Here is a 23,268-nt window from a genome sequence, read left to right on the forward strand (position 1 = left end):
GGTGTGAGGCGCCGGCGGTGTGAGGCTTCTCGGGCCGGGGACGCCCGTCCGCATGGTGAAATCCCGCCGCCTGTGGGAGCGTGATTCTCGCCACCCCTGATAAGGGTTGCGCTCAGATGAGCGGATCAAGAGCGACTGCACTTCATCAAAGGGTGGCACTGAGTGCCACCAGGTGATCGTTCATCGGAGAAAATCAGACGTGCCGAAAGCCGCTCACATGAGCGCTCTCGACGGTCTACGGGTGTTGATGCGTTCAAGAAGTGAAAACAACAAGCGTCGGTTGCTTGCCAAGCCTTGACTTTCGATCCGCTGGCGGACGACTGGTTACGGGCGCATGACCGGCAAGTGGACGTACCCAGGTGCCTTCGATCTGGGTATGTTCCTCCACGTCAGGGCAGCCACCGCGTCCTCGAGGAGTCGAGACCCGTGTCGGAAAACAAAGATCAGCAGCGACCCGCGTCGGGCAACAGCGTTGAGGGCGTGAAGTTCGTTTACGACTTCACCGAGGGCAACAAGGACCTCAAGGACCTCCTCGGAGGCAAGGGTGCAAACCTCGCGGAGATGACGAACCTGGGCCTTCCGGTCCCGCCCGGCTTCACCATCACCACCGAGGCCTGCAAGGTCTACCTCGACAGCGGCGAGGAGCCCGCGGCACTGCGTGACGAGGTGAGCGCCCACCTCGACGCGCTCGAGACCCGGATGGGCAAGAAGCTCGGCCAGGCCGACAACCCCCTCCTGGTATCCGTACGCTCCGGCGCCAAGTTCTCCATGCCGGGCATGATGGACACCGTCCTCAACATCGGCCTCTCCGACAAGTCCGTGAAGGGCCTCGCCGACCAGGCCGGCGACGAGCGCTTCGCGTGGGACTCCTACCGCCGCCTCATCCAGATGTTCGGCAAGACCGTCCTCGGCGTCGACGGCGAGCTCTTCGAAGAGGCGCTGGAGAAGGCCAAGGAGGCCAAGAAGGTCACGGTCGACACCGAGCTGGAGGCCGCCGACCTCAAGAAGCTGGTCACCACCTTCAAGAAGATCGTGAAGAAGGAGACCGGCCGGGACTTCCCGCAGGACCCGCGCGAGCAGATGGACCTCGCCATCCGCGCGGTCTTCGACTCCTGGAACGGCGACCGCGCCAAGCTCTACCGCCGCCAGGAGCGCATCCCGCACGACCTCGGCACCGCCGTCAACGTCTGCTCCATGGTCTTCGGCAACCTCGGCCCCGACTCCGGCACCGGCGTCGCCTTCACCCGCGACCCCGCCTCCGGCCACCAGGGCGTCTACGGCGACTACCTGCAGAACGCGCAGGGCGAGGACGTCGTCGCCGGCATCCGCAACACCGTGCCGCTCGCCGACCTGGAGAAGCTCGACAAGAAGTCGTACGACGAGCTGATGCAGATCATGGAGACCCTTGAGAACCACTACAAGGATCTCTGCGACATCGAGTTCACCATCGAGCGCGGCAAGCTGTGGATGCTGCAGACCCGCGTCGGCAAGCGCACCGCGGCCGCGGCCTTCCGCATCGCCACGCAGCTGGTCGACCAGGGCCTGATCGACGAGGCGGAGGCGCTGCAGCGCGTCACCGGCGCCCAGCTCGCCCAGCTGATGTTCCCGCGCTTCGACGAGAAGGCGAAGATCCAGCAGGTCGCCCGCGGTATCGCGGCCTCCCCGGGCGCGGCCGTCGGCAAGGCCGTCTTCGACTCCTACACCGCGGTCAAGTGGTCCCGCTCCGGCGAGAAGGTCATCCTCGTCCGCCGCGAGACCAACCCCGACGACCTGGACGGCATGATCGCCGCCGAGGGCATCCTCACCTCGCGCGGCGGCAAGACCTCCCACGCGGCCGTCGTCGCCCGCGGCATGGGCAAGACCTGTGTCTGCGGCGCGGAGGAGCTGGAGGTCGACACCAAGCGGCGCCGGATGACCGTGCCCGGCGGCCAGGTCGTCGAGGAGGGCGACCTGATCTCCATCGACGGCTCCAGCGGCAAGGTGTACCTCGGTGAGGTCCCGGTCGTCCCGTCCCCCGTGGTCGAGTACTTCGAGGGCCGCATGCACGCCGGCGCCGACGACGCCGACGAGCTCGTCGAGGCCGTCCACCGCATCATGGCGTTCGCCGACCGCAAGCGCCGCCTGCGGGTGCGCGCCAACGCCGACAACGCCGAGGACGCGCTGCGCGCCCGCCGCTTCGGCGCCCAGGGCATCGGCCTGTGCCGCACCGAGCACATGTTCCTCGGCGACCGCCGCGAGCTGGTCGAGCGCCTGATCCTGGCGGACACCGAGGAGGAGCGCGAGGCGTCCCTGAAGGCGCTGCTCCCGCTGCAGAAGAAGGACTTCGTCGAGCTCTTCGAGGCGATGGACGGCCTGCCCGTCACCGTCCGTCTCCTGGACCCGCCGCTGCACGAGTTCCTGCCCGACATCACGGAGCTGTCGGTCCGCGTGGCGCTGGCGGAGTCCCGCCAGGAGCCGCACGAGAACGAGCTGCGCCTGCTGCAGGCCGTGCACCGCCTGCACGAGCAGAACCCGATGCTGGGCCTGCGCGGCGTCCGCCTCGGCCTCGTCATCCCCGGCCTGTTCACCATGCAGGTCCGCGCGATCGCGGAGGCGGCGGCGGAGCGCAAGGCGGCCAAGGGCGACCCGCGCGCCGAGATCATGATCCCGCTCGTCGGCACCGTCCAGGAGCTGGAGATCGTCCGCGACGAGGCCGACAAGGTCATCGCGGAGGTTGAGGCGGCGACCGGCACCGAGCTGAAGCTGGCGATCGGCACGATGATCGAGCTGCCGCGCGCCGCGCTCACCGCCGGCCAGATCGCGGAGGCCGCGGAGTTCTTCTCCTTCGGCACGAACGACCTGACGCAGACGGTGTGGGGCTTCAGCCGCGACGACGTGGAGGCCTCGTTCTTCACGGCCTACCTGGAGAAGGGCATCTTCGGCGTCAGCCCGTTCGAGACGATCGACAAGGACGGCGTCGGCTCCCTGGTGAAGCTCGCGGCGGAAGCGGGCCGCAAGACCCGCCCCGACCTGAAGCTCGGCGTCTGCGGCGAGCACGGCGGTGACCCCGAGTCGGTCCACTTCTTCCACGAGGTCGGCCTCGACTACGTCTCCTGCTCCCCGTTCCGCATCCCCGTGGCCCGCCTGGAGGCCGGCCGCGCCGCGACCCAGTCGGAGGGCAGCGACCACCGCTGATCCCTGCCGGGACCGTGGGCCATGCGGGGTCCACGGCCCCGGGAACCGGCTGAACCCCGGCCGCCGGTGGCCGGCCGGGCGCGGGCCCTCCTGTCCGGGGCACCGAGGCCCGGCCGCCGCCGACGGCCGGCCGAACCCCGGAGCCGCCGCTTGTCACCCGACCCTCACCGATCGGCGACGGCTCCGGCCCACGAGAAAGAGCGGCACCCTTGTGCGGGGGTGCCGCTCTTTCGTCTGCCCGAGGCCGAACGGGGCGCGGGGTGAGGGGCGTTGACCTGTGAGCCTCAATCACCTGATGTGGTGGTCGTCCGATGGATGAAGGATTCGCCACGTTACATACCCATTACCTTCTGTAGTCACCGGCGCACCCAGGCTCCGGGTTGCAGGAAGGCGAGGGATGAAAAAGGTATTGGCGGCCGTGCTTGCGGCGGGCACTTTCATCGTGGGCGCGGGGGCTGCCATGGCGGCCTCCTGGCAGCCTCTGCCCACGATGGCATCGGCCGGTGTGCAGTTCCACAAGGGCCAGTACAGGCTCAACAACCCCCACGAGAACAACGGTTCGTTCGAATGGTCGGGGTACCTGGCCGACGAGAACGCGAACGACGGCCACAACGTCTACATGCAGGTCCGTGTCTCGGGTCACGACTGGGTGCGCTACTACGGCAAGCAGCGCCGGACCGTCTTCATGCGCCACTCCAACTTCGACGGCGCTGAGCTCTACACGAACGACGCCCGCCTCAGGGCCTGCCGTGACCGGGGCAGTCTGCACCCGGACAACTGCTCCGACACATTCCGGCGCACGCGGAACCTCGGATAACGCCGGCCCGACTTTCAAGGCCCGGGTGCGACCACTCGGGCCTTCCGGCCCAAGGGGGCGAAATCAGCACGCAAGAAGTCCTGTCAGCGAAGGACATCGACCTTTACTACGGTGAAACCAGGGCGGTCAGGAACGCTGAACTGACCGTGCGGCGTGGCGAAGTCATGGCGATCACCGGTCAGAGTGGCTCAGGAAAGTCGTCGCTGCTCTACTGCATGGCAGGGGTGCTGCCGGTCGTCGGCGGTGTGGTCCGCTTTGAGGGCCGGGCGCTGGCAGAGCTGGATGACGAGGAACTCAGCACACTGCGGCGTGAACGGTTCGGGTTTGTTTTTCAATACGGTGAACTGCTCCCAGAGTTGACCGTCGAGGAAAACGCCGCATTGCCCTTGCGCCTGGCTGGGCAGCGGAAATCGCAGGCATTGGCTGCCGCAGGTGAGGTGCTGGAACGACTGGGGCTCGCCGAGCTCCGGCAGCGCAGGCCCTCGCAGATCTCCGGTGGGCAGAGTCAGCGTGTCGCCGTCGCCCGTGCGCTGGTTCACCAGCCCGCGGTGGTCTTCGCCGACGAGCCGACGGGCTCACTCGACAGCGCCAACGCAGAAGCGGTGCTGGAGGAGTTCCTGACTCTCGCGCGGTCGCAGGGCACGGCGGTCGTACTTGTCACGCATGACAGTCAGGTGGCCGCTCGCGCGGACACCCGTTACACCATGCGCGACGGGATGCTCATCCCCGCTCCTAGGGAGGAGAGTTGAGGGAATTCCTCCTGGGTCTCCGTCTGCTGCTGGGCAGCGGTCGCGGGAATCGCGTGCGCTTCCTCCTCATGGTGGCCGGGGGCACGGTGGGCGTCTGCTGCCTGGCCATGGTGCTCGCCATCCCCGGCATCCTTGCGGCTCAGGATGCAAGACAGGCTGCTCGGGAACCCGGCTGCGAGTCGCCGGTGGACGGATACTGCAGCTCCGGTGACAAGGCCGCTCTCGAGCTCACGCGGCGGGACCCGTACGGGGCGCGGCCGATGACGCGTGTTTTTCTGGCACGAGGGACCGCATCGATGCAGCCGCCCCCCGGCCTGCCTGAGTTGCCGAAGCCCGGTGAACTGTACGTCTCTCCCCGCCTCCACGATGCTCTCGAACGGGAGCCAGGCCTTTCCCAGCTCCTCCCCGGGACAGTGCGCGGGCAGATCGGCGCCCGGGGGCTTTCCAGCCCGGATGAGCTCTACGCGTACATCGGTGTCACCCGGGATGAGCTCAAAGACGGATGGCGAATTTCCTATTTCGGGAAGTCGTATGCGCCGTACCCCACTGTGGAACCGTCCGCGCTCGAGATCGTGCGTTTCACTCTTGCCGGTGTGGTTCTCCTTCCGCTCGCCGTCTTTCTGTCGGTTTGCGCGCGACTCTCTGCGGCCGCACGAGCCCGACGCTTGGCCGCGCTGCGATTGCTGGGGCTGAGCAGCAAGGGCGTACAGCGTGTCAACGCGGCGGAAACGGTGGCTGCGGCATTGTGCGGTGCCCTTCTCGGCCTCGGCGCCTACTGGCTCGTCAATCAATTCGTCGCGCGGGTCGGGCTACCTGGTTTCAAGTGGTACCCCTCGGACGGATCCCTGTCCGCCACGACGCTGCTGCTGTGTCTGGTCGGCTGTCCGGCCCTGGCTTGGTTCGTGGGACGCGCCGGTGCCCGTCGCGCGGCTGCGAACCCCCTCCAAGTGCGGCGCAGTGCTGTGGCCAAGCGTCCGACGCGATGGGGGCTCCTACCCCTTGTGCCGGGGCTGGGGATTGTGGCGGGGTACTGCGTGGCCGGTGCCACGGGCCATGCGCCGAGAGACACCAAGGTCTCTTCGATCCTTATGCCGATCGCGGTCGCTCTGGTCGGCCTGGGCCTGGTGCTGGCCTTGCCTCTTCTGTCGCAGGTCCTCGCCCGAGGGATCGCCCGCTCGACTCGTTCCGTCTCGCTGGGGCTCGCCATGCGGCGCAACGAGGTGGAGCCGGGAGGGGCCCTGCGAGTGGCGACGGGCTTGGTGCTCCTGGTCTTCGCAGCCTCTCTTGTGCAGGGTGTGCTGATCGAACTGAATCAGGTGACGAGGTACGACTCACCGGTGCAGGCATACAGCATCGGCCTCGACGGGGTGACACAAGAGCACCAGAGGGGATTCGAAAAGCTGCCGGGAATTCGGGGGCATGCCGTCACGGCCAATTCGTGGGGTCGCGAGGCCGACGGGCTTGTGCCGTCGATGCATGTCGTCATCGCCACCTGCGGACAGGCTCGGAACATGGTGCCCGAGTTCGGGCGCTGTGTGGAGGGCCGTCCGGTACGTCTGGTGAATCCTCGAGAGCCCGATTACGAGGACCACAAGCCGGGCGACAGTTTCCCGTTCCATCTTCGGAACGAGAAAGGAGACCTGCGTGTGCTGACGGTGACGGTGCCAGCCGAGCGGGTGCGCTTCGACGCTGAGCCAGGCCTTGCCCCTTTGGACACGGGCGACGTCCTTCTGCCGCCCTCGTACGTGCCGAAGGGGTTCCGGCCCGAGGGGTCCTTCCTCTCACTCGCCAGCAGTTCGGACGCGGACACTGTCCGCTCTGTCCTGGATGGCATCGGCGGCATCGACCCAACCACCGAGGTCACGCCCATCGGCATCAATGTCGATGCGCTGCGTCAGGTCGCCATCGTCAAGACCCTCCTCGCCGTAGGCATGGTCCTGGGCCTGGTCATCGGTGTGGCCGCCTATCTGGTCGCCGCTGCCGACCGGGCCGTCGAGCGGCGGTCGCAGGTTACTGCGCTCGCGTTGCTCGGGGCCCGGCCGTGGACGCTGCGGGCCGTGCAGGTCGCGCAGGTGGTCGTGCCCTTGGCTGTCGGGCTCGTGCTGGCCGTCGGGGCCGGGAAGGCTGCCGAGTCCAGTTATCTCGTCACGGGGGGTGGGGACATTTTCTGGGACGGTGAGGGCGTACCCCTTCTTATCGCCTGCGCCCTCGGCGCCGTGGTCGTCGCAGCGCTCGGGTCCCTGCCCCTCGTCGGGCGGCGGATCGATCCCGAGCTGATCCGCCGGGACTGACCGCGCCCGGGCCGGCCCGTACCGGGGCTCGACGCCCAGGGCGGTCCCTCGGGTGCCACCGCCCTGGTCCTTGGCGGCCCCGGCACCGTCCCCGCCCCGAAGGGACGGGCTCGCCGGGGCTGCCGCGCGCGGTGGGGCCGCTCTCGCCGGCCCGGCCCCACCGCCCGCGGCGTACCCGCTCACCCCCGCCCGGCGCCCCTCGTCGCCTGGCGACCCCTCGCCCCCGGCGCCTCCGCCACCCAGCACCCCCTAGCCCCCGGCCCCTCCGTCGCCCGGAGACCCCTCCTCCCGGGCCCGCGGCCACTCAGCACCCCCCTTGCCCCCGGCTCTTCCGTCGCCCGGCCCCCACCACCCAGCACCGCGCAGCCCCACCACCGCCCCCAGCGACCCCCAGCCCCCGCCCGCCGCGCCCCCGCCCCCTCACACCCACCCCCCGCCCCCGCTGAGCGCAGCGTTCCGTCGGGGTAACAGGTGGGATGCCGTCGGGAAACACCCGGGGCGGACGCTCCTGGGTATGACCTCGACAACGCGTGTGGTGGTGATCGGCGCCGGGCTCGCGGGCGTGCGGTTCGCCCGGCGGCTCGGTGAGCTCGGCGTGGCCGCCACGCTGATCGGCGAGGAGGAGCACCGGCCGTACAACCGGGTGCTGCTCGCCGAGGTGCTGGCCGGGCGCTACAGCCCGGAGGTGATCGCCCTCCCGGCGCCCGCCGGCCTGGTGCGTGCCCGCGTCACCGGCATCGACCGCGCCGAGCGCACCGTGCGCTGCGCCGACGGCAGCCGGATCGCGTACGACACGCTGGTGCTGGCCACCGGGTCCAACCCGGTGCTGCCGCCGCTGCGGGGGCTGTTCACCCCCGGTCACGAGCTGCCGGAGGGGGTCCACGCCTTCCGGACCATGGACGACTGCCTGGGGCTGTCGAAGGCGGTGCGGCGCGGCGTGAAGGCCGTCGTCATCGGTGGCGGGCTCCTCGGCGTGTCCGCCGCCCGCGCCCTCGCCGTCCGCGGCGCCCAGGTCGTGCTCGCCCAGCAGGGGGAGCGGCTCATGGAGCGCCAGCTCGACCCCGGCGCCTCCGAACTCGTCCGCCGGCATCTCACCGGCCTCGGCGTCGAGGTGCACACCGAGTGCCGTGTGCGCGACGTGCGCTGCGTCGGAGGTGCCGTGCGATCCGTGGAGATGGCCGACGGCTTCGCCCTCGACGCCGAACTGGTCGTCCTCGCCTGCGGGGTCCACCCGCGCGCCGGCCTCGCCAAGGACGCCGGGCTCGCCGTGCACAGGGGTGTCCTGGTCGACGACCGGCTCAGGACGTCCGATCCCCACATCCACGCCCTCGGGGACTGCGCGCAGCACGACGGCACCGTGTACGGGCTCGCCGCTCCGGCGCTGGAACAGGCCGACGTGCTCGCCGAGTTGATCGGCGGGAACGCCGCCGCCCGCTACACCGGCACCCGTTCCCTCACCCGTCTCACCCTCACCGGTCTCGACCTCGCCGCGTTCGGCGAGACCGTCCCGCTGCCCGGCGACGACGTCGTGCAGCTCGCCGACGCCACCCGCGGCACCTACCGCAAGGTCGTCGTCCGCGACGACCGCCTGGTCGGCGGGGTTCTCGTCGGCGAACTCGGCACCGTCGGCGCGCTCGCCCGCGCCTGGGAGGGAGCAGAGCCGCTCCCGACGGACGGCGGCCCCCTGCTCCACCTGCTCACCAACGACGGAGGCTCCTGAATGACCGCCACCCTGGGGGCCACCCCCACGGACACCCGCACGGACACCCCCACGATCGTGCTCGTCGGCCACGGCATGGTCGGCCAGCGCTTCCTCGAAGCGCTCGCCGAGCGCGGCCTGACCGCCACGCACCGCGTGGTCGTGCTGTGCGAGGAGCCGCGCCCCGCCTACGACCGGGTCGCCCTCACCTCGTACTTCTCCGGCCGTACACCGCAGGACCTGTCGCTGACCGACCTGCGGTTCATCGAGGACCACGGGATCGAGCTGTACCTCGGCGACCCCGCCGAGAGCGTCGACCGGGAGGGCCGGAAGGTCACGGCCCGGTCGGGCCGGGTGTTCGCCTACGACACGCTGGTGCTGGCCACCGGCTCCTACCCGTTCGTCCCGCCGGTCCCCGGCAAGGACGCCACCGGCTGCTTCGTCTACCGGACCATCGAGGACCTCCTCGCCATCGAGACGTACGCGAAGACGGCGAAGAGCGGCGCGGTCGTCGGCGGCGGACTGCTCGGGCTGGAGGCCGCCGGCGCGCTGCAGGGGCTCGGCGTCGAGACGCACATCGTGGAGTTCGCGCCGCGGCTGATGCCGGTGCAGGTCGACGAGGGCGGCGGCGCGGCCCTGCTGCGCACCATCGAGGACATGGGGCTCAGCGTCCACACCGGTGTGGGCACCCAGGAGGTCCTCGTCGGTGACGACGGAGCCGTGACCGGCATGAAGCTGTCCGACGGCTCCGAGATCGCCACCGACATGGTGATCTTCTCCGCCGGTGTCCGGCCCCGCGACCAGCTGGCCCGCGACTGCGGCCTGGCCGTCGGCGAGCGCGGCGGCATCACCGTCGACGCCCGGTGCCGTACCGTCACCGACCCGCATGTCTTCGCGATCGGCGAGTGCGCGCAGGCGGTGGACGGGCGGGTGTACGGGCTGGTCGCGCCCGGCTACGAGCAGGCGGAGACCGCGGCCGCGACCCTCGCCGACGACGAGGCCGCCTTCACCGGCGCCGACCTGTCCACGAAGCTGAAGCTGCTCGGCGTCGACGTGGCCTCCTTCGGCGACGCGCACGGCACCACCGAGGACTGCCTGGACGTCGTCTACTCCGACTCCCGTTCCGGTCTGTACAAGAAGCTGGTCGTCGGCCGTGACGGCACCCTGCTCGGCGGCATCCTGGTGGGCGACGCCGAGGCGTACGGCACGCTGCGCGCCCTGACCGGGTCGGTCCCGCCGATCGCCCCGGAGGCCCTGGTGCTGCCGGCCGGCGCGGGCGCCCCCGCCCAGCTCGGCCCGTCCGCGCTGCCCGACGACGCGATCGTCTGCTCCTGCCACAACGTCTCCAAGGGCACCATCCGCGGCGCGGTCACCGAGCACAACTGCACCACCGTGCCCGAGGTGAAGAAGTGCACCAAGGCCGGTACCGGCTGCGGCAGTTGCGTGAAGGTGCTCACCCAGCTCGTCAACGACGAACTGGAGGCCTCCGGCGTCGAGGTCGACAAGGGGCTGTGCGGCTGCTTCGCCCAGACCCGCCAGGAGCTGTACGAGATCGTCCTCGCCCTGCGCATCACCTCCTACCAGGACCTCCTCGACCGCTACGGCCGGGAAGGCGCCCGGGGCGGCGACGGCTGCGAGGTCTGCAAGCCGGCCGTCGGCTCGATCATCGCCTCCCTCGCCCCGTCGATCGGCGCGAGCGGGTACGTCCTCGACGGCGAGCAGGCCGCGCTGCAGGACAGCAACGACCACTTCCTCGCCAACCTGCAGAAGAACGGCTCGTACTCGGTCGTCCCCCGCATCCCCGGCGGTGAGATCACCCCGGAGAAGCTGATCGTGATCGGCGAGATCGCCCGCGACTTCGGGCTCTACACGAAGATCACCGGCGGCCAGCGGATCGACCTGTTCGGCGCCCGCGTCGAGCAACTGCCGCTGATCTGGGCCCGCCTGGTCGACGCCGGCTTCGAGTCCGGGCACGCCTACGGCAAGGCGCTGCGCACAGTGAAGTCCTGCGTGGGCTCGACCTGGTGCCGCTACGGCGTGCAGGACTCCGTGAAGATGGCCATCGACCTGGAGCTGCGCTACCGGGGCCTGCGCTCCCCGCACAAGCTGAAGTCGGCGGTCTCCGGCTGCCAGCGCGAGTGCGCGGAGGCCCAGTCCAAGGACTTCGGCGTGATCGCCACCGCCAACGGCTGGAACCTGTACGTCGGCGGCAACGGCGGCGCGACCCCGCGCCACGCCGACCTCCTCGCGCAGGACCTGTCCGACGCCGAACTGGTCCGCCTCATCGACCGGTTCCTGATGTTCTACATCCGCACCGCCGACCGCCTGGAGCGCACGAGCACCTGGCTGGAGCGGATCCCGGGCGGCCTGGACCACGTACGGGACGTGGTCGTGCACGACTCGCTCGGCATCTGCGACGAGCTGGAGGCGCTGATGCGGGCGCATGTCGCGCACTACCGCGACGAGTGGGCCGAGACCGTCAACGACCCCGAGAAGCTCGCCCGGTTCGTGTCCTTCGTCAACGCCCCGGACACCCCCGACCCGGTCGTCGCCTTCGTGCCCGAACGCGACCAGATCAAGCCCGACCTGCCGCTGCTGTCCCTCGGCATGCGGCCCACCGACAACCCCGCCGACGTCCTGGAAGGAAGCGCCCAGCGATGACCCTGGCACTCGAGACCACCGACCTCAAGGTGCAACTGCAGCTCGCCGACGGCTGGTTCACGGTCTGCGACCTCGGCGTCCTGACCCCCGGCCGCGGGGTGGCGGCGCTGCTGCCCGACGGCCGTCAGGTGGCCGTCTTCCAGGACCGCACCGGCGCCCTGTACGCGATCGGCAACCGCGACCCGTTCACCGGCGCGGCGGTCCTCTCGCGCGGTCTGACCGGCACCCACCAGGGGCGCCCCTTCGTCGCCTCGCCGCTGCTCAAGCAGCGTTTCGACCTGCTGACGGGCGAGTGCCTGGACGACGAGTCGGTCCGGGTGCCGGCGTACGAGGTCCGCGCCCGCTGACGACGGCCGGCGCGGCACGCGGAGGTCCGCGCCGGCCGCCGTGACGGCCGACATGACGCACGGCGCGGGGGCGGGGCGGGGTGGACCCGCCCCCGCCCCCGTGGCGGTCCCGGTGCGTCACCCGGCGCGGAGCAGGTCGACCAGGCCCGTGGTGCCCTCGTCGCCGTGCCCGTCCGCGAGGCGGCGCCGCATGAGGTCCAGGACGGGCGTGAGCAGCCCGGCGTCGACGCCCTGCTCCTCGGCGGTGCGCAGCAGCGTGGCGCTGCCGGCGACCTGCATGGCCAGGTGGGAGGCGACCCCGGTGCGGTAGTCGCCGCTCTCCAGCTGCTCCGCCGTCTGCAGGGCCATGGGCGCCATCGCGCCGAGCCAGGAGACCAGCAGCGGCGCGAACTCCTTCGGCGCGATGTCCTCCCTGCGGATCAGTGCGAAGGCGTGTGCGATGCCCGCGAACATGCCGTACATCCCGCTCAGCAGGGCCACGTCGTGCAGCGCGGCGAAGCCCGGGTCGGTGCCGACGTACACCGTGCCGGCGGGCACCGCGAGCGCGTCCCGGTGCTCCTCGAACAGCTCGGCGGAGCCGCTGTAGAAGACGTAGGCGCCGCTGTCGGGCGCGCCGATCATCGGCGGTACGGCCATGATGCCGCCGTCGAGGAAGCGGGCGCCGCGCCCGGTGGCCCAGGCGGCGCGGGCGCGGCCGTCGGCGGGGGTGCCGGTGGTGAGGTTCACCAGGTCCCGGCCGGTGAGGTCGGCGGTGTCGAGGGCCTCGCCGACGGAGGTGTCGTCCAGCAGGCAGGCGACGACGAGCCGGCTCGCGGCCACCGCCTCGGCGGCGGTCGCGGCGACGGTGGCGCCCTCGGCGGCGAGCGGCTGGGCGCGGGCGGCGGTGCGGTTCCACACGGTGACGGGGTGGCCGGCGGCGAGCCAGGCACGGCCCAGGGCGGTGCCCATGGCGCCGGTGCCGAGCAGGGTGATCGGGGAACGGTTCGGGTCGGTCATGGCGTCAAGGCTGCTGGGGGGTGTCGGCCCGCTCAAGTACGCACTTTGTTGTGGGTGCGCACCCCCGGGTAAGCGACCAGGTGGGGAAGGGGACGGGGATGGCGATCGGGCGGCGGCCGGGGGCGTACCAGTGCGGGGTCGACGCGGCCATGGACGTCATCGGCGGCAAGTGGAAGGTGCTCATCCTGTGGGCGCTGGGGCAGCGCGCGCACCGCTTCGGGGAGCTGCGCCGGGCGGTGCCGGGGGTGACGGAGAAGGTGCTCGCCTCGCATCTGCGGGAGCTGGAGGCGGACGGGATCGTGCACCGCGAGGAGTTCGACGAGGTGCCGCCGTGCGTGGAGTACTCGCTGACCGCGCGGGGCGAGGCGCTGAACGCCGCGCTGGTGCCGCTGGGCGCGTGGGGCAAGGAGCACGTGCTGGGGGAGGGCTCAGCGACGGCTTCCGGTGAGGTGGGCGAAGACGACCACGTTGCCCTGGTAGCCGGTCGTGCGGGAGTAGCCGCCGCCGCAGGTGATCACGCGTAGCTCGGGACGGGGGGCGGCGCCGTAGACCTTCTGGTCGGGGAAGTCCTCGGCCCGGTAGACCTCGACGGCGTCCACGGTGAACGTGGCCGTGCTGCCGTCGCGCCGGTCCACCTCGATGGCGGCGCCCCGCTTCAGCGCGCCGAGGTCGTAGAAGACGGCGGGGCCGTCGGCGTTGTCGACGTGCCCGGCGACGATCGCGGTGCCGCGTTCGCCGGGGGTGGTGCCGGCCTCGTACCAGCCGGCGAGGTTCTTGCGGTCGGCGGGCGGTACGTCCAGGCTGCCGGCCGATGTGAGCGCCAGGCCCATCAGCGGGGCGTTCACCCGGATCGACGGTATCCGGATGCGGTCGGGCGGGGAGGGGGGCAGCGCGGGCGCCGCGGGCCGCTCGGCGCCGGGCTCGGCGGACGCCTCGGCGGCCGACGGCTGCGGCGGGGCGTGCCCGGCGGTGCCGTTGTGCAGCAGCCAGGCCCCGGCGCACAGGGCGGCCGCGGTGACGGTCGCTATCGCGGTGTTGCCGACCCGGCGCATCAGGACCCCTCTCGTGAGCGTGTCGTCCCCGTACCCCCCTCCGGGCCGCGAGGGGCGTCGGACCCGGAGGGGGAGGGGATCTGCGGTACCGGCGGACGGACAGCGGAGGGTGTCCGTCAGATCCCGTCGCCTCTCGCCCGGCGATGCAGGAGCCAGGTACCGCCCGCGGCGGCGACGGCGAGAGCCGCCACGCCTGCCGCGGTCTGCACGGGGTCGGGGCCCAGGGCTCCGCCGACCCCCGTCTTCACACTGCCGCGCGGCTGCAGTTGCCCGCGCTGCACGGCCAGCGCCACCACCAGGTCGCCGCGGACGACGCGGCCGCCCTCGGTGCAGGTGGCGACGATCTCGTACGTCCCGGGCTGGGCGCTCGGCGGCACCCGGAACTGCCCGATCGCCTCGCCCTCGTGGGTGCTGGGCGCGAGGGTGAACCGGCCCGCGCCGACCGCGCCGGCGTCGCCCGTGGCGGCGGCGCCGTCGCCGCAGGCCGCCGTGTTCACCGTGACGTCGTCGCCCGGCGCCGCGGTGGACGGGTACACCTCCAGGCCGCCGGTGTCCGCGGCGTACCCGGGCGCGGCGAGTGCGCCCAGGGCGGCGCCGGCGAAGGCGGCGGTGGTCAGCACGCGGACGGTGCGTCGCATCGGTGCTCCTTGCGATCGGTTGCCCCTGCCCTTCCGAGGTAAGGCGCAGTGCGACGCGCCCGCTTCCTGAGGGGGCGTCAAAAACGCGGCGAACGGGTGTCCCCCGGGATCGCCACAGGCCCGGTCCGGCGCCGTTTCAGCAGGTCAGCGGGTTGGGGCAGGGTGCGGGCGAAGTGCACCCGATGGGCGGTGCCCCACCGGTGTGAACGGGTGAGGACTCGCTGGGCGAAACTGGCGCGCATGGGCTTCCTCATCGAACTGGTCAAGGACGCGCCCGGCCCCCGGCCGCCGCGGCGGGCGGGCCGGCGCACGGGGCGCCGCGAGACTCCCGTCGAGGTCCTGGACTCCCTGATCGAGGACGGCGAGATCGGACGGCTCACGTACCGTCAGGGCTTCGACCGGCTGCCCACCCTGGCCCGTCTCGACCCGTACGCGGACCACGTCTTCGACGCGTACTGGTGCGCGCTGCTGCTCACCGACATCGCCCGTGTGGACACCGCCGCGCTCACCCCGGCGGAGTCGGCGGCCCTGGAGAAGCTGGCCGAGTGGGCGCACCGGTGCGTGGGCGCCCCCGAGGGCGACCACCGCATCCGCTTCTCCGGCGACTGACACCCCGCCGGGGCGGCCGCTGCCACCGTGGGCCACCGCCGGTCACCTGACGGTCATGGGCATGGCGAAAACGTGGAGAGGTGTGGTCTCATCTGGTGCCCCCCTCCGAGACGATCTTCAGGAGCCCCCGCGTGCGCAAGCGCCTGCTCGTGACCGCCCTTCTGGCCACCACCATGTTCCTCCCGACCACCGGTGCCGCGTCCGCGACGGACGCGCCCGTCGTCACGGGAGCGGTGTTCAACAACCCCAAGGGCACGGTGGCCGAACAGAACGCCGTGAAGGACCACATCATCAAGGCGATCGACAACACCCAGCCCGGTCGCCTGATCCGCGCCAGCATGTACGCCCTGAAGGACCAGGACTACGCCGACGCCCTGATCCGCGCCCACCAGCGCGGCGTCGACATCCGCGTCGTGCTGGACGCGCAGTACGCCGACTCGGCCGCCGTGGCGAGCCTCAAGGCCGAGCTGGGCACCAGCATGTCGGCGACCTCCTGGGTGCACGTGTGCGGCAGCCAGGGCGCCTGCATCGCCACGGGCGGCACCAACCCGATCAACCACAACAAGTTCTTCACGTTCTCCCGCATCGGCGACGCGGGCGTGGCCGAGGACGTGGTCATCCAGGCCTCCGCCAACCAGACCTCGCTGAACGTGGACAAGTACTTCAACAACGCCTACACCGTGGTCGGCAACACCGACCTGTACACGGCGTACGTCAACTACTTCAACGACCTCGCGGCGGAGAAGCGCACCAGCAACTACTACACGACCGCCAAGGTCGGCACCGAGAAGTACTACTTCTTCCCGCAGTCCACGGGGGACGTCGTGGTGGACATCCTGGGCAATGTCTCCTGCACGGGCAACACGACCGTCGGCACCTCCACGCACAAGTCCATCGTGCGCGTCGCCGCGTTCGCCCTGCACCGCGACGCCGTCGCCCAGGCGCTGGTCGGCCTGGCCGCCCAGGGCTGCTCGGTGCAGATCGTGTACGCCAACAGCAACGACGAGGCCACCCTCAAGGGCCACGCCAACCTGTCGCTGAAGAAGCTGAACACCAGCGACGGCTACCTGGTGCACTCCAAGTACTTCACGATCGAGGGCAACTACGCCGGCCACCCCGACACGAAGTGGACCTTCACCGGCTCGCACAACCTCGACGAGTCCTCCCTGCGGGACAACGACGAGGCGCTGCTGCGCCTGGAGGGCGACGCCCCGCACGACGCGTACGTGCAGAACTTCAACCTGCTGAGCTCGTACGCGACGACCGTCTCCTGACGACCGCGCCCCGACTGCCGCGTCCGGCGGCCGTGTTCTGACGGCCGCCGGACACCGCCGTTCCGGCGAGGAGGCATCCCCTCGCCGGAACGGCACCCGGAGGACCGGGTCAGTTCACGTTGACCGCGCTCCACGCCGCGGCCACCGCGTTGTACTCGGCGCTGCCCGCGCCGTAGAGGTCCTTCGCGGCGTTCAGGGTCGCGGTGCGCGCGCCCGCGTAGTTCGTCGACGAGGTCATGTAGACCGTCAGCGCGCGGTACCAGATCTTGCCGACCTTGTCCCGGCCGATCCCGGTGACCGTCGAGCCGTTCGCGGTCGGCGAGTCGTAGCTGACGCCGTTGATGGTCTTCGCGCCGCTGCCCTCGGCGAGCAGGTAGGCGAAGTGGTTGGCGACGCCGGAGGAGTAGTGCACGTCGAGGTTGCCGACCGTGCTGCTCCAGTAGTCGGCCGAGTTGCCGTCCTTGGAGGGCTTGTCCATGAAGCGCAGGGCGGCCTTGCCGAAGCCGGGCTTCACGATCTTCTCGCCGATGAGGTAGTCGCCCTGGTCGGAGGAGTTGTTGGCGTACCACTCCACCATCGTGCCGAGGATGTCCGAGGTCGCCTCGTTGAGGCCGCCGGACTCGCCGGAGTAGGTCAGCGCGGCCGTCTTGGAGGTGACGCCGTGGGTCATCTCGTGCCCGGCGACGTCGAGCGCGACCAGCGGGCCGAACGTGGTCCCGTCGCCGTCGCCGTACGTCATGCAGAAGCAGCTGTCGTCCCAGAACGCGTTGTTGTACGCGTTGCCGTAGTGGACGCGGTTGTAGGAGCCCTTGCCGTCGCCGGCGATGCCGTTGCGGCCGTGGACGTTCTTGTAGTAGTCCCAGGTCTCGTTGGTACCGTACTGGGCGTCGACGGCGGCCGAGGCGCGGTCGGCGGTGGCGCCGGTGCCCCAGTGGTTGTCGGCGTCGGTGAAGACGGTCGAGGGCGCCCGGCTGAAGCAGATGTTCAGGAAGCACAGGTCGGTCTTGTTCGCCGCGTCACCGGTGTAGGTGTTGCCGCGGGTGGGGTCCTTGAGCTGGTACGACGAGCCGGACTGGGTCGTCTCCAGGGCGACCGTGCCGCTGTAGAGCGACTGGCCGTCGCCGCTGATGTGCTCCAGGCTGTCCCAGGCGTCGATCTGGGCGCCGGTGGCGGCGTCGGTGACGACCGTGCGGGCGACCGGGTTGCCCTGGGCGTCCTGGGCGACGGCGTTGGTGCGCCAGGCCAGCCGCGGCGCGCCGTGCAGGGCGTCGACGACCAACTCGGGCTTGGCGGTCAGCCTGCGCAGCGTCTCGCCGAGGTTCACCGCGCGCAGCGCGTTCGCGGCGAGGTCGGCGGCCTTGGGTCCGGCGACCTTCGGGGTGACGGTCGGCAGGGAGACGGTGGCCCTCGTCGCGCGGGAGGCGCTGCGGTAGCTGCCGTCGGGCGCCAGGTGGACCACGAAGTCCCCGCCCAGGACGGGCAGTCCGTGGTACGTGCGGTCGTAGCGCACGTGCTGGGTGCCGTCCTTGTCCACGATGACGTCGCGGACCGTGGTCCTCTCGGCACCGGTCAGGCCGAGGGCGGTCGCGTGGGAGCGCAGGACGTCCGCGGCGTGGGCGATCGCGGTGGCCCGGCTGGGCCGGTCGGCCGCCTGTGCGGTGGGGGAGAGGGCGGCGGCCAGCAGGGCCGCGGTGCCGGCGGCGACGCCGGCGGCGGCGAGACGGGATCTGCGGGAGCTGCGGGGGGCGCGGGCCTGCGGGTCGTGCTGCCGTATCCGACTCATCGGTCTCCTCGGGGAGGCGCGCTGGGGCGCGGGTGGGGGCGGCGCAGATGCTGACCCAGATTTAAGAGGCCATGACATGTCATGTCCATAGCGCGTACGGGGAGGTGTGTGAGGGGAGAGAATCGTTTCTGTGACCTCCCCGACCCCGCCGCGCCTCCCGTTCTTCGTCTACGGCACCCTGCGCCCCGGCGAGCCGAACCACGCGCTCTTCCTGCGCGGTCGCACCGTCCGCGAGGAACCGGCGACGATGGCCGGTCTGATGCTGTACGAGGGGCCCGGGTATCCGTACGGCGTCGAGGAGCCCGGGGGAGCGGTGAGCGGCGCCCTGGTGACCGCGCGGCCGGACGCCTACGACGAACTGCTCGTCGCCCTCGACCGGTTGGAGGACTGCGTCCCGGGCGACCCGCGCAGCCTGTACGACCGCATCGCGCGGGAGGCCGTGCGGGAGGGCGACGGGGCAGCGGTGCGGGCCTGGGTGTACGTCGCCGCGCCCGCGGTCGCGGCACGACTGCGGGCGCGGGGGACGCCGATCGAGGGCGGGGACTGGCTCAGCCGCCGGTGACCCGCGCGGAGTTCACCGCCTCCAGGCGCACCGCGCACACCTTGAACTCCGGCATCCGCGAGGTCGGGTCGAGGGCCGGGTTGGTCAGGGTGTTGGCGCGGCCCGCGCCCGGCCAGTGGAAGGGCATGAACACCGTGTCCGGGCGGATCGCGGTGGTCAGACGCGCCGGCGCCACCGCCCGCCCGCGCCGCGAGACGACGGCCACCGGGTCGCCCTCGGCCGCGCCCAGCCGGGCCGCCAGGCGCGGGTGCAGCTCCACGAACGGGCCCGGCGCCGCCGTGTTCAGCTCGTCCACGCGGCGTGTCTGCGCGCCCGACTGGTACTGGGCGACCACCCGGCCGGTGGTCAGCAGCACCGGGTACTCCTCGTCCGGCTCCTCCGCCGAGGGGCGGTGCGACACCGGCGCGAACCGCGCCCGGCCGTCCGGCGTGGCGAACGCGTCCAGGAACAGCCGGGGCGTGCCCGGGTGGGGGGCCGTACCCGGCGCCGGGGCGGCGTCGGCCTCACCGGCCGGGTCGTCCTCACCGGCCGGGTCGTCCTCACCGGCCGGGTCGTCCTCGGGCGGCGCGTCCGGCGCGGCGTCCTCGCCCCCGTCCACGACGGCGGCATCCGGGGCCGGGCACGGCCAGAACACGCCGTTCTCCTCGGCCAGCCGCCGGTAGGTGATCCCGGAGTAGTCGGCGAGCCCGCCCGCGCTGGCCCGGCGCAGCTCCTCGAAGACCTCCTCCGGATCGGTCGGGAAGCCCTTCTCCACGCCGAAGCGGGCGGCCAGACCGTGCAGCACGTGCAGGTCGCTGCGCACCCCCGGCGGCGGTGCGACCGCCTGCCGGCGCAGCAGCACCCGCCCCTCCAGGTTCGTCGTCGTGCCGGTCTCCTCCGCCCACTGCGTCACCGGCAGCACGACGTCGGCGAGGGCCGCCGTCTCCGACAGCACCACGTCGCACACGGCGAGGAAGTCCAGCGACCGGATGCGCTCCTCGACGTGCGCGGCGCGCGGCGCGGACACCACCGGGTTGGAGCCCATCAGCAGCAGCGCGCGCACGTCCCCGCCGAGCGCGTCCAGCAACTCGTAGGCGCTGCGGCCGGGTCCGGGCAGCGAGTCGGGGTCCACGCCCCACACCCCGGCCACATGGCGCCGCGCCGCCGGGTCGTCCAGCTTGCGGTAGCCGGGCAACTGGTCGGCCTTCTGCCCGTGTTCACGGCCGCCCTGCCCGTTGCCCTGCCCGGTCAGGCAGCCGTACCCGGACAGCGGACGGCCGGCCCGCCCGGTCGCCAGGCACAGGTTGATCCACGCGCCCACCGTGTCGGTGCCCTTGGACTGCTGCTCCGGGCCGCGCGCGGTGAGCACCATCGCCGCCTGCGGCTCGCAGAACATCCGCACCGCCTCGCGCAGTTCGGGAACGGACACCCCCGTGATCCGCTCCACGTACTCCGGCCAGTGCGCCATCGCCGCCGCCCGGGCCTCCTCCCAGCCGTGGGTGCGCTCCTCGATGTACGCCTCATCGGTGCGGCCCTCGGCGACCACCAGGTGCAGCATGCCCAGGGCGAGGGCGAGGTCGGTGCCCGGCCGGGGCGCCAGGTGCAGGTCGGCCTGCTCGGCGGTCCTCGTGCGGCGCGGGTCGACGACGATGAGCTTGCCGCCGTTCTCCCGCAGTTCGTGGAAGTAGCGCATCGAGGGGGGCATGGTCTCGGCGGGGTTGGAGCCGACGAGGATCACGCAGCCGGTCTTCGGGATGTCCTCCAGCGGGAACGGCAGCCCGCGGTCCAGGCCGAACGCCTTGGTGCCGGCCGCGGCGGCCGAGGACATGCAGAAGCGGCCGTTGTAGTCGATCTGCGAGGTGCCGAGCACGACCCGGGCGAACTTGCCGAGCGCGTACGCCTTCTCGTTGGTCAGGCCGCCCCCGCCGAACACGCCGACCGCGTCCGGGCCGTGCGCCACGCGCGTGTGCAGCAGCCGCTCGGCGATCCGGTCCAGCGCCTCCTCCCAGGAGGCCTCCTCCAGCGTCCCGGCGGCCGAGCGGACCAGCGGCGAGGTCAGCCGCACCCGGGAGGACAGCACGGCCGGCGCGGTCCGGCCCTTGCCGCACAGCGCGCCCCGGTTCACCGGGAAGTCCGCGCGCTCGGTCACCTCCACCGTCCCCGCGGACCCCGCGGGGGCCGGCGTGAGGTTCATCCCGCACTGCAGGGCGCAGTACGGGCAGTGCGTGGGCGTCGCGGTGTTCTGCATGCCCCTCAGCCTGCGCGGGCCGTGTTACGCCCCCGCACGACCTGGTGTTACACGCCCGGGACGACGACCTCCCGACGCCTACCCGCCCACCGTGAGGCGCCCCCGTCGCCCACCGGTGACGGGGAGACGGCACCCGCCCGCCGGGTCTCGGCGCGGTCGGGCCGCCGCCGCGCCGGGGCGCCGTGAGCAGGCGGTATCCGCCCCGCTCGGACGCGGCGAGGCCGCTCCCCGCCTGGCCGCCCGCAGACGTCCTGCACGCGCCCGGAGCCGTCCTGCGCCCGCCCGGAGACGTCCTGCACGCGCCCGGTCACCGGAGACGCCACGTGCCCCGGCCGGCTCCCACGAGGCGCGGCGCCGGGCCGCGGTGAGGCCTCTCAGGCTCCGGCCCCTCACGGTCGTCCCCATGCCCGGCCCGATCCGCGGGGGCGGCACCCGCCCGCCCGGCCCCTTGAGGTCGTCCCGCGCCCGGCCCGGTCACCGGGGGCGGCACCCGCCCCGCCCGGTCGCCCCGAGGGCCACTGCGCGTCAGCTCCTCCCCGCCCGGCCCGCGGACGCGCCCGTCACCGTCCGCTCGCCAGGGCCCGTGCCACGCCCGGTTCCTTCGGGCCGAGGAAGTGGGGGTCGGGCTGCACCAGGGCGTCCAGTGCCGCCTTGGCGGCCGCGAAGACCTCGCGGGTGCCGCCGTAGTACCAGGTCACGTCGTGCCACTCGTCCACGCCGACGCCGTACGACGTCACCCCGGCCGCCTGGCAGAGCGCCACCGCGCGCCGGATGTGGAAGCCCTGGCTGATCAGCACCGCCCGGTCCACCCCGAAGATCTTCTTGGCCCGCACGCACGAGTCCCAGGTGTCGAAGCCGGCGTAGTCGCTGACGATCCGCTCGGTCGGCACGCCCTTCCGGCGCAGATACGTCCGCATGGCGTCCGGCTCGTCGTAGTCCGCGCGGCTGTTGTCCCCGGTCACCAGCACGACCTCGATGCGCCCGGCCCGGTACAGCGCGGCCGCCGCGTCCAGCCGGTGCGCGAGGTACGGCGACGGCTCGCCGTCCCACAGGCCCGCGCCGAAGACGACGGCGACCTCGGTGCGCGGCACGTCGGCCGCGGTGTGCAGCCGGTCGCCCGTCACGGCGTACGTCCAGGCCGACGGGGACAGCGCCAGCACGCAGCCGGCCATCACCGCCTGCACCAGCCGGCGCTGCCCGGTCCGGGTGCGGGGCAGTCGCGGCAGTCTCCATCGGCGCATCGTTTCTCCGGCCCCCTCCGTGTCGTTCCCGCACCTTCAGGACGCGGCCGAGGGTGATCCGGTTCGCTCACACCGGCGCCGCCCCCGCCGTGAGCCGCAGGAAAAGACAGCCGTCACGGTCACGCAACGGCGCCGCAACCTCGTCCGGCCAGGATCCAGGCATGACGGCGCCGAACCCTCTCCGCGACGATGCCCCCCTCGACTCCACGGCGAGCCTGATGGCCGCGATCGGCACCCAGCTCGCCGGCCGGCTCCGCCTCGTCCGCCCCGACGGCCGGCACCGCCCGGGCCCTCCCGCTCTGGTCGCCGTGGCCCACGGCAGCCGCGACCCGCGCGCCCTCGGCACCGTCCGGGCCCTGCTGGACCGGGTCCGGGAGCTGCGCCCCGCCCTGGAGGTCCACCTCGGGCACATCGAACTCAACGCGCCCCTTCTCGCCGACACCCTCGCCGCCCTCGGCGACCGGGAGGCCGTCCTGGTCCCGCTGCTGCTCAGCCGCGGCTACCACGTCAAGCAGGACATCCCCGACCTCGCGGCCGCCTCCCCGGTACGCGCGCGCGTGGCGGCCCCCCTGGGCCCGCACCCGCTCCTGGTGGAGACGCTGTACGCCCGCCTCACCGAGGCCGGCTGGCCGGCGGAGCCGACCCGGGCGGAACGCCGTTCCAGCGCGGTCGTCCTGGCCGCGGCGGGCTCCCGCGACCCCGACTCGGCCGCCGACACCCGCCGTGTCGCCCAGCTCCTCGCCGACCGCCTCGGCGTCCCGGTGGTCCCGGCCTACGCCTCGGCGGCGACCCCCACGGTGCGGACGGCGATCCGGGCGCTGACGGCGCGGGGCCGCCACCGCATCGCCGTGGCGTCCTGCTTCACGGCACCCGGCCGGTTCGCGACCGAGTGCGCCGAGGCCGCGCCCTGGCTGGCGGCGCGGCCCCTGGGCGCCCACCCGGCGATGGCCCGGCTGGTGCTGCGCCGGTACGACCAGGCCCTGGCGACACCGGAGACGACGGCCGCCTGAGACCCCGCGGTCCGGGAAACCCGGCGTCCGGTTGCCCCCGGGTACCGGCCTGCCCCACCCCGGACAACCGGCCTCCGCACTTTCCCGGGAACCGGGCCGCGCCGCCCCGGAAACCCAGCTCCCCCCACCCCCGAGAAC

General features: G+C 72.3%; 18 protein-coding genes. 12 read left to right on the forward strand and 6 right to left on the reverse strand.

All coding sequences use genetic code 11. The annotated features are described in order from the left end of the window. The first annotated feature begins 426 nt into the window (after positions 1 to 426). From ppdK to nirD, 7 genes are all read left to right on the forward strand, one after another. Positions 427 to 3,174 carry a pyruvate, phosphate dikinase gene (gene ppdK, locus ACF1AL_RS02380; protein ID WP_391825354.1) on the forward strand — a complete coding sequence of 916 codons (2,748 nt, stop codon included), beginning with the start codon at positions 427 to 429 and terminating at the stop codon, positions 3,172 to 3,174. Between the two features lie 397 nt (positions 3,175 to 3,571). Continuing rightward, positions 3,572 to 3,991, forward strand: coding sequence for a hypothetical protein (locus ACF1AL_RS02385; protein WP_391694969.1), 420 nt, complete (start codon positions 3,572 to 3,574; stop codon positions 3,989 to 3,991). A 95-nt stretch (positions 3,992 to 4,086) separates the two neighbouring features. Next, a complete protein-coding gene (locus ACF1AL_RS02390) occupies positions 4,087 to 4,740 on the forward strand; it encodes an ABC transporter ATP-binding protein (RefSeq protein WP_391695245.1) in 654 nt (217 codons plus the stop codon). Continuing rightward, a complete protein-coding gene (locus ACF1AL_RS02395; RefSeq protein WP_391825355.1) occupies positions 4,737 to 7,031 on the forward strand; it encodes an FtsX-like permease family protein in 2,295 nt (764 codons plus the stop codon). The genes ACF1AL_RS02390 and ACF1AL_RS02395 overlap by 4 nt, the downstream gene beginning before the upstream one ends. A gap of 514 nt (positions 7,032 to 7,545) precedes the next feature. Further along, complete coding sequence (locus ACF1AL_RS02400) at positions 7,546 to 8,751, forward strand: NAD(P)/FAD-dependent oxidoreductase (protein ID WP_391694974.1); 1,206 nt, start codon at positions 7,546 to 7,548, stop codon at positions 8,749 to 8,751. Further along, on the forward strand, positions 8,752 to 11,391 hold the full coding sequence (gene nirB / locus ACF1AL_RS02405) for a nitrite reductase large subunit NirB (protein WP_391694977.1): 2,640 nt from the start codon (positions 8,752 to 8,754) through the stop codon (positions 11,389 to 11,391). Then, the gene (gene nirD, locus ACF1AL_RS02410; protein ID WP_391694980.1) at positions 11,388 to 11,738 is read left to right on the forward strand and encodes a nitrite reductase small subunit NirD; all 351 of its coding nucleotides are present in this window, start codon (positions 11,388 to 11,390) and stop codon (positions 11,736 to 11,738) included. The genes nirB and nirD overlap by 4 nt, the downstream gene beginning before the upstream one ends. Positions 11,739 to 11,855: 117 nt before the next feature. Here the strand turns inward: nirD and ACF1AL_RS02415 are convergent, their stop codons facing one another. Beyond that, positions 11,856 to 12,734: an NAD(P)-dependent oxidoreductase gene (locus tag ACF1AL_RS02415; RefSeq protein ID WP_391694983.1), complete on the reverse strand. Its 879-nt coding sequence runs from the start codon at positions 12,732 to 12,734 to the stop codon at positions 11,856 to 11,858. Between the two features lie 98 nt (positions 12,735 to 12,832). Here ACF1AL_RS02415 and ACF1AL_RS02420 point away from each other — a divergent pair, with 98 nt between their 5' ends. Beyond that, a complete protein-coding gene (locus tag ACF1AL_RS02420) occupies positions 12,833 to 13,258 on the forward strand; it encodes a helix-turn-helix domain-containing protein (RefSeq protein ID WP_366834642.1) in 426 nt (141 codons plus the stop codon). Here the strand turns inward: ACF1AL_RS02420 and ACF1AL_RS02425 are convergent. Together ACF1AL_RS02425 and ACF1AL_RS02430 are read right to left on the reverse strand one after the other, a co-directional pair. Continuing rightward, the gene (locus ACF1AL_RS02425; RefSeq protein WP_391659413.1) at positions 13,163 to 13,786 is read right to left on the reverse strand and encodes a class F sortase; all 624 of its coding nucleotides are present in this window, start codon (positions 13,784 to 13,786) and stop codon (positions 13,163 to 13,165) included. The two genes, ACF1AL_RS02420 and ACF1AL_RS02425, sit on opposite strands and share 96 nt — an antisense overlap. A gap of 116 nt (positions 13,787 to 13,902) precedes the next feature. Beyond that, a complete protein-coding gene (locus ACF1AL_RS02430; RefSeq protein ID WP_366834644.1) occupies positions 13,903 to 14,424 on the reverse strand; it encodes a hypothetical protein in 522 nt (173 codons plus the stop codon). Between the two features lie 240 nt (positions 14,425 to 14,664). Between ACF1AL_RS02430 and ACF1AL_RS02435 the strand changes: the two genes are divergently transcribed. Both ACF1AL_RS02435 and ACF1AL_RS02440 read left to right on the forward strand, forming a co-directional pair. Continuing rightward, positions 14,665 to 15,033: a hypothetical protein gene (locus ACF1AL_RS02435; RefSeq protein ID WP_391825356.1), complete on the forward strand. Its 369-nt coding sequence runs from the start codon at positions 14,665 to 14,667 to the stop codon at positions 15,031 to 15,033. Positions 15,034 to 15,164: 131 nt separating this feature from the next. Next, a complete protein-coding gene (locus ACF1AL_RS02440; RefSeq protein ID WP_384209030.1) occupies positions 15,165 to 16,307 on the forward strand; it encodes a phosphatidylserine/phosphatidylglycerophosphate/cardiolipin synthase family protein in 1,143 nt (380 codons plus the stop codon). A gap of 109 nt (positions 16,308 to 16,416) precedes the next feature. On the opposite strand, the gene ACF1AL_RS02445 is transcribed toward ACF1AL_RS02440, so the two are convergent. Further along, the gene (locus ACF1AL_RS02445; RefSeq protein WP_366834647.1) at positions 16,417 to 18,090 is read right to left on the reverse strand and encodes a M4 family metallopeptidase; all 1,674 of its coding nucleotides are present in this window, start codon (positions 18,088 to 18,090) and stop codon (positions 16,417 to 16,419) included. A gap of 130 nt (positions 18,091 to 18,220) precedes the next feature. Between ACF1AL_RS02445 and ACF1AL_RS02450 the strand changes: the two genes are divergently transcribed. Next, entirely contained in the window at positions 18,221 to 18,652 is a 432-nt protein-coding gene (locus ACF1AL_RS02450; protein ID WP_391779918.1) for a gamma-glutamylcyclotransferase family protein, read from the forward strand. Here ACF1AL_RS02450 and ACF1AL_RS02455 read toward each other — a convergent pair. Further along, the gene (locus tag ACF1AL_RS02455) at positions 18,639 to 20,879 is read right to left on the reverse strand and encodes a molybdopterin oxidoreductase family protein (protein ID WP_391825357.1); all 2,241 of its coding nucleotides are present in this window, start codon (positions 20,877 to 20,879) and stop codon (positions 18,639 to 18,641) included. The two genes, ACF1AL_RS02450 and ACF1AL_RS02455, sit on opposite strands and share 14 nt — an antisense overlap. Before the next feature lie 560 nt (positions 20,880 to 21,439). Further along, a complete protein-coding gene (locus tag ACF1AL_RS02460) occupies positions 21,440 to 22,120 on the reverse strand; it encodes a vancomycin high temperature exclusion protein (protein WP_391825358.1) in 681 nt (226 codons plus the stop codon). A 161-nt stretch (positions 22,121 to 22,281) separates the two neighbouring features. On the opposite strand from ACF1AL_RS02460, the gene ACF1AL_RS02465 reads away from it, so the two are divergent. Then, positions 22,282 to 23,130, forward strand: coding sequence for a sirohydrochlorin chelatase (locus ACF1AL_RS02465; protein ID WP_391695004.1), 849 nt, complete (start codon positions 22,282 to 22,284; stop codon positions 23,128 to 23,130). Positions 23,131 to 23,268: the final 138 nt, after the last annotated feature.

Origin of the sequence: Streptomyces sp. NPDC014801, from assembly GCF_043082085.1 — a bacterium.
Lineage (GTDB): Bacteria > Actinomycetota > Actinomycetes > Streptomycetales > Streptomycetaceae > Streptomyces.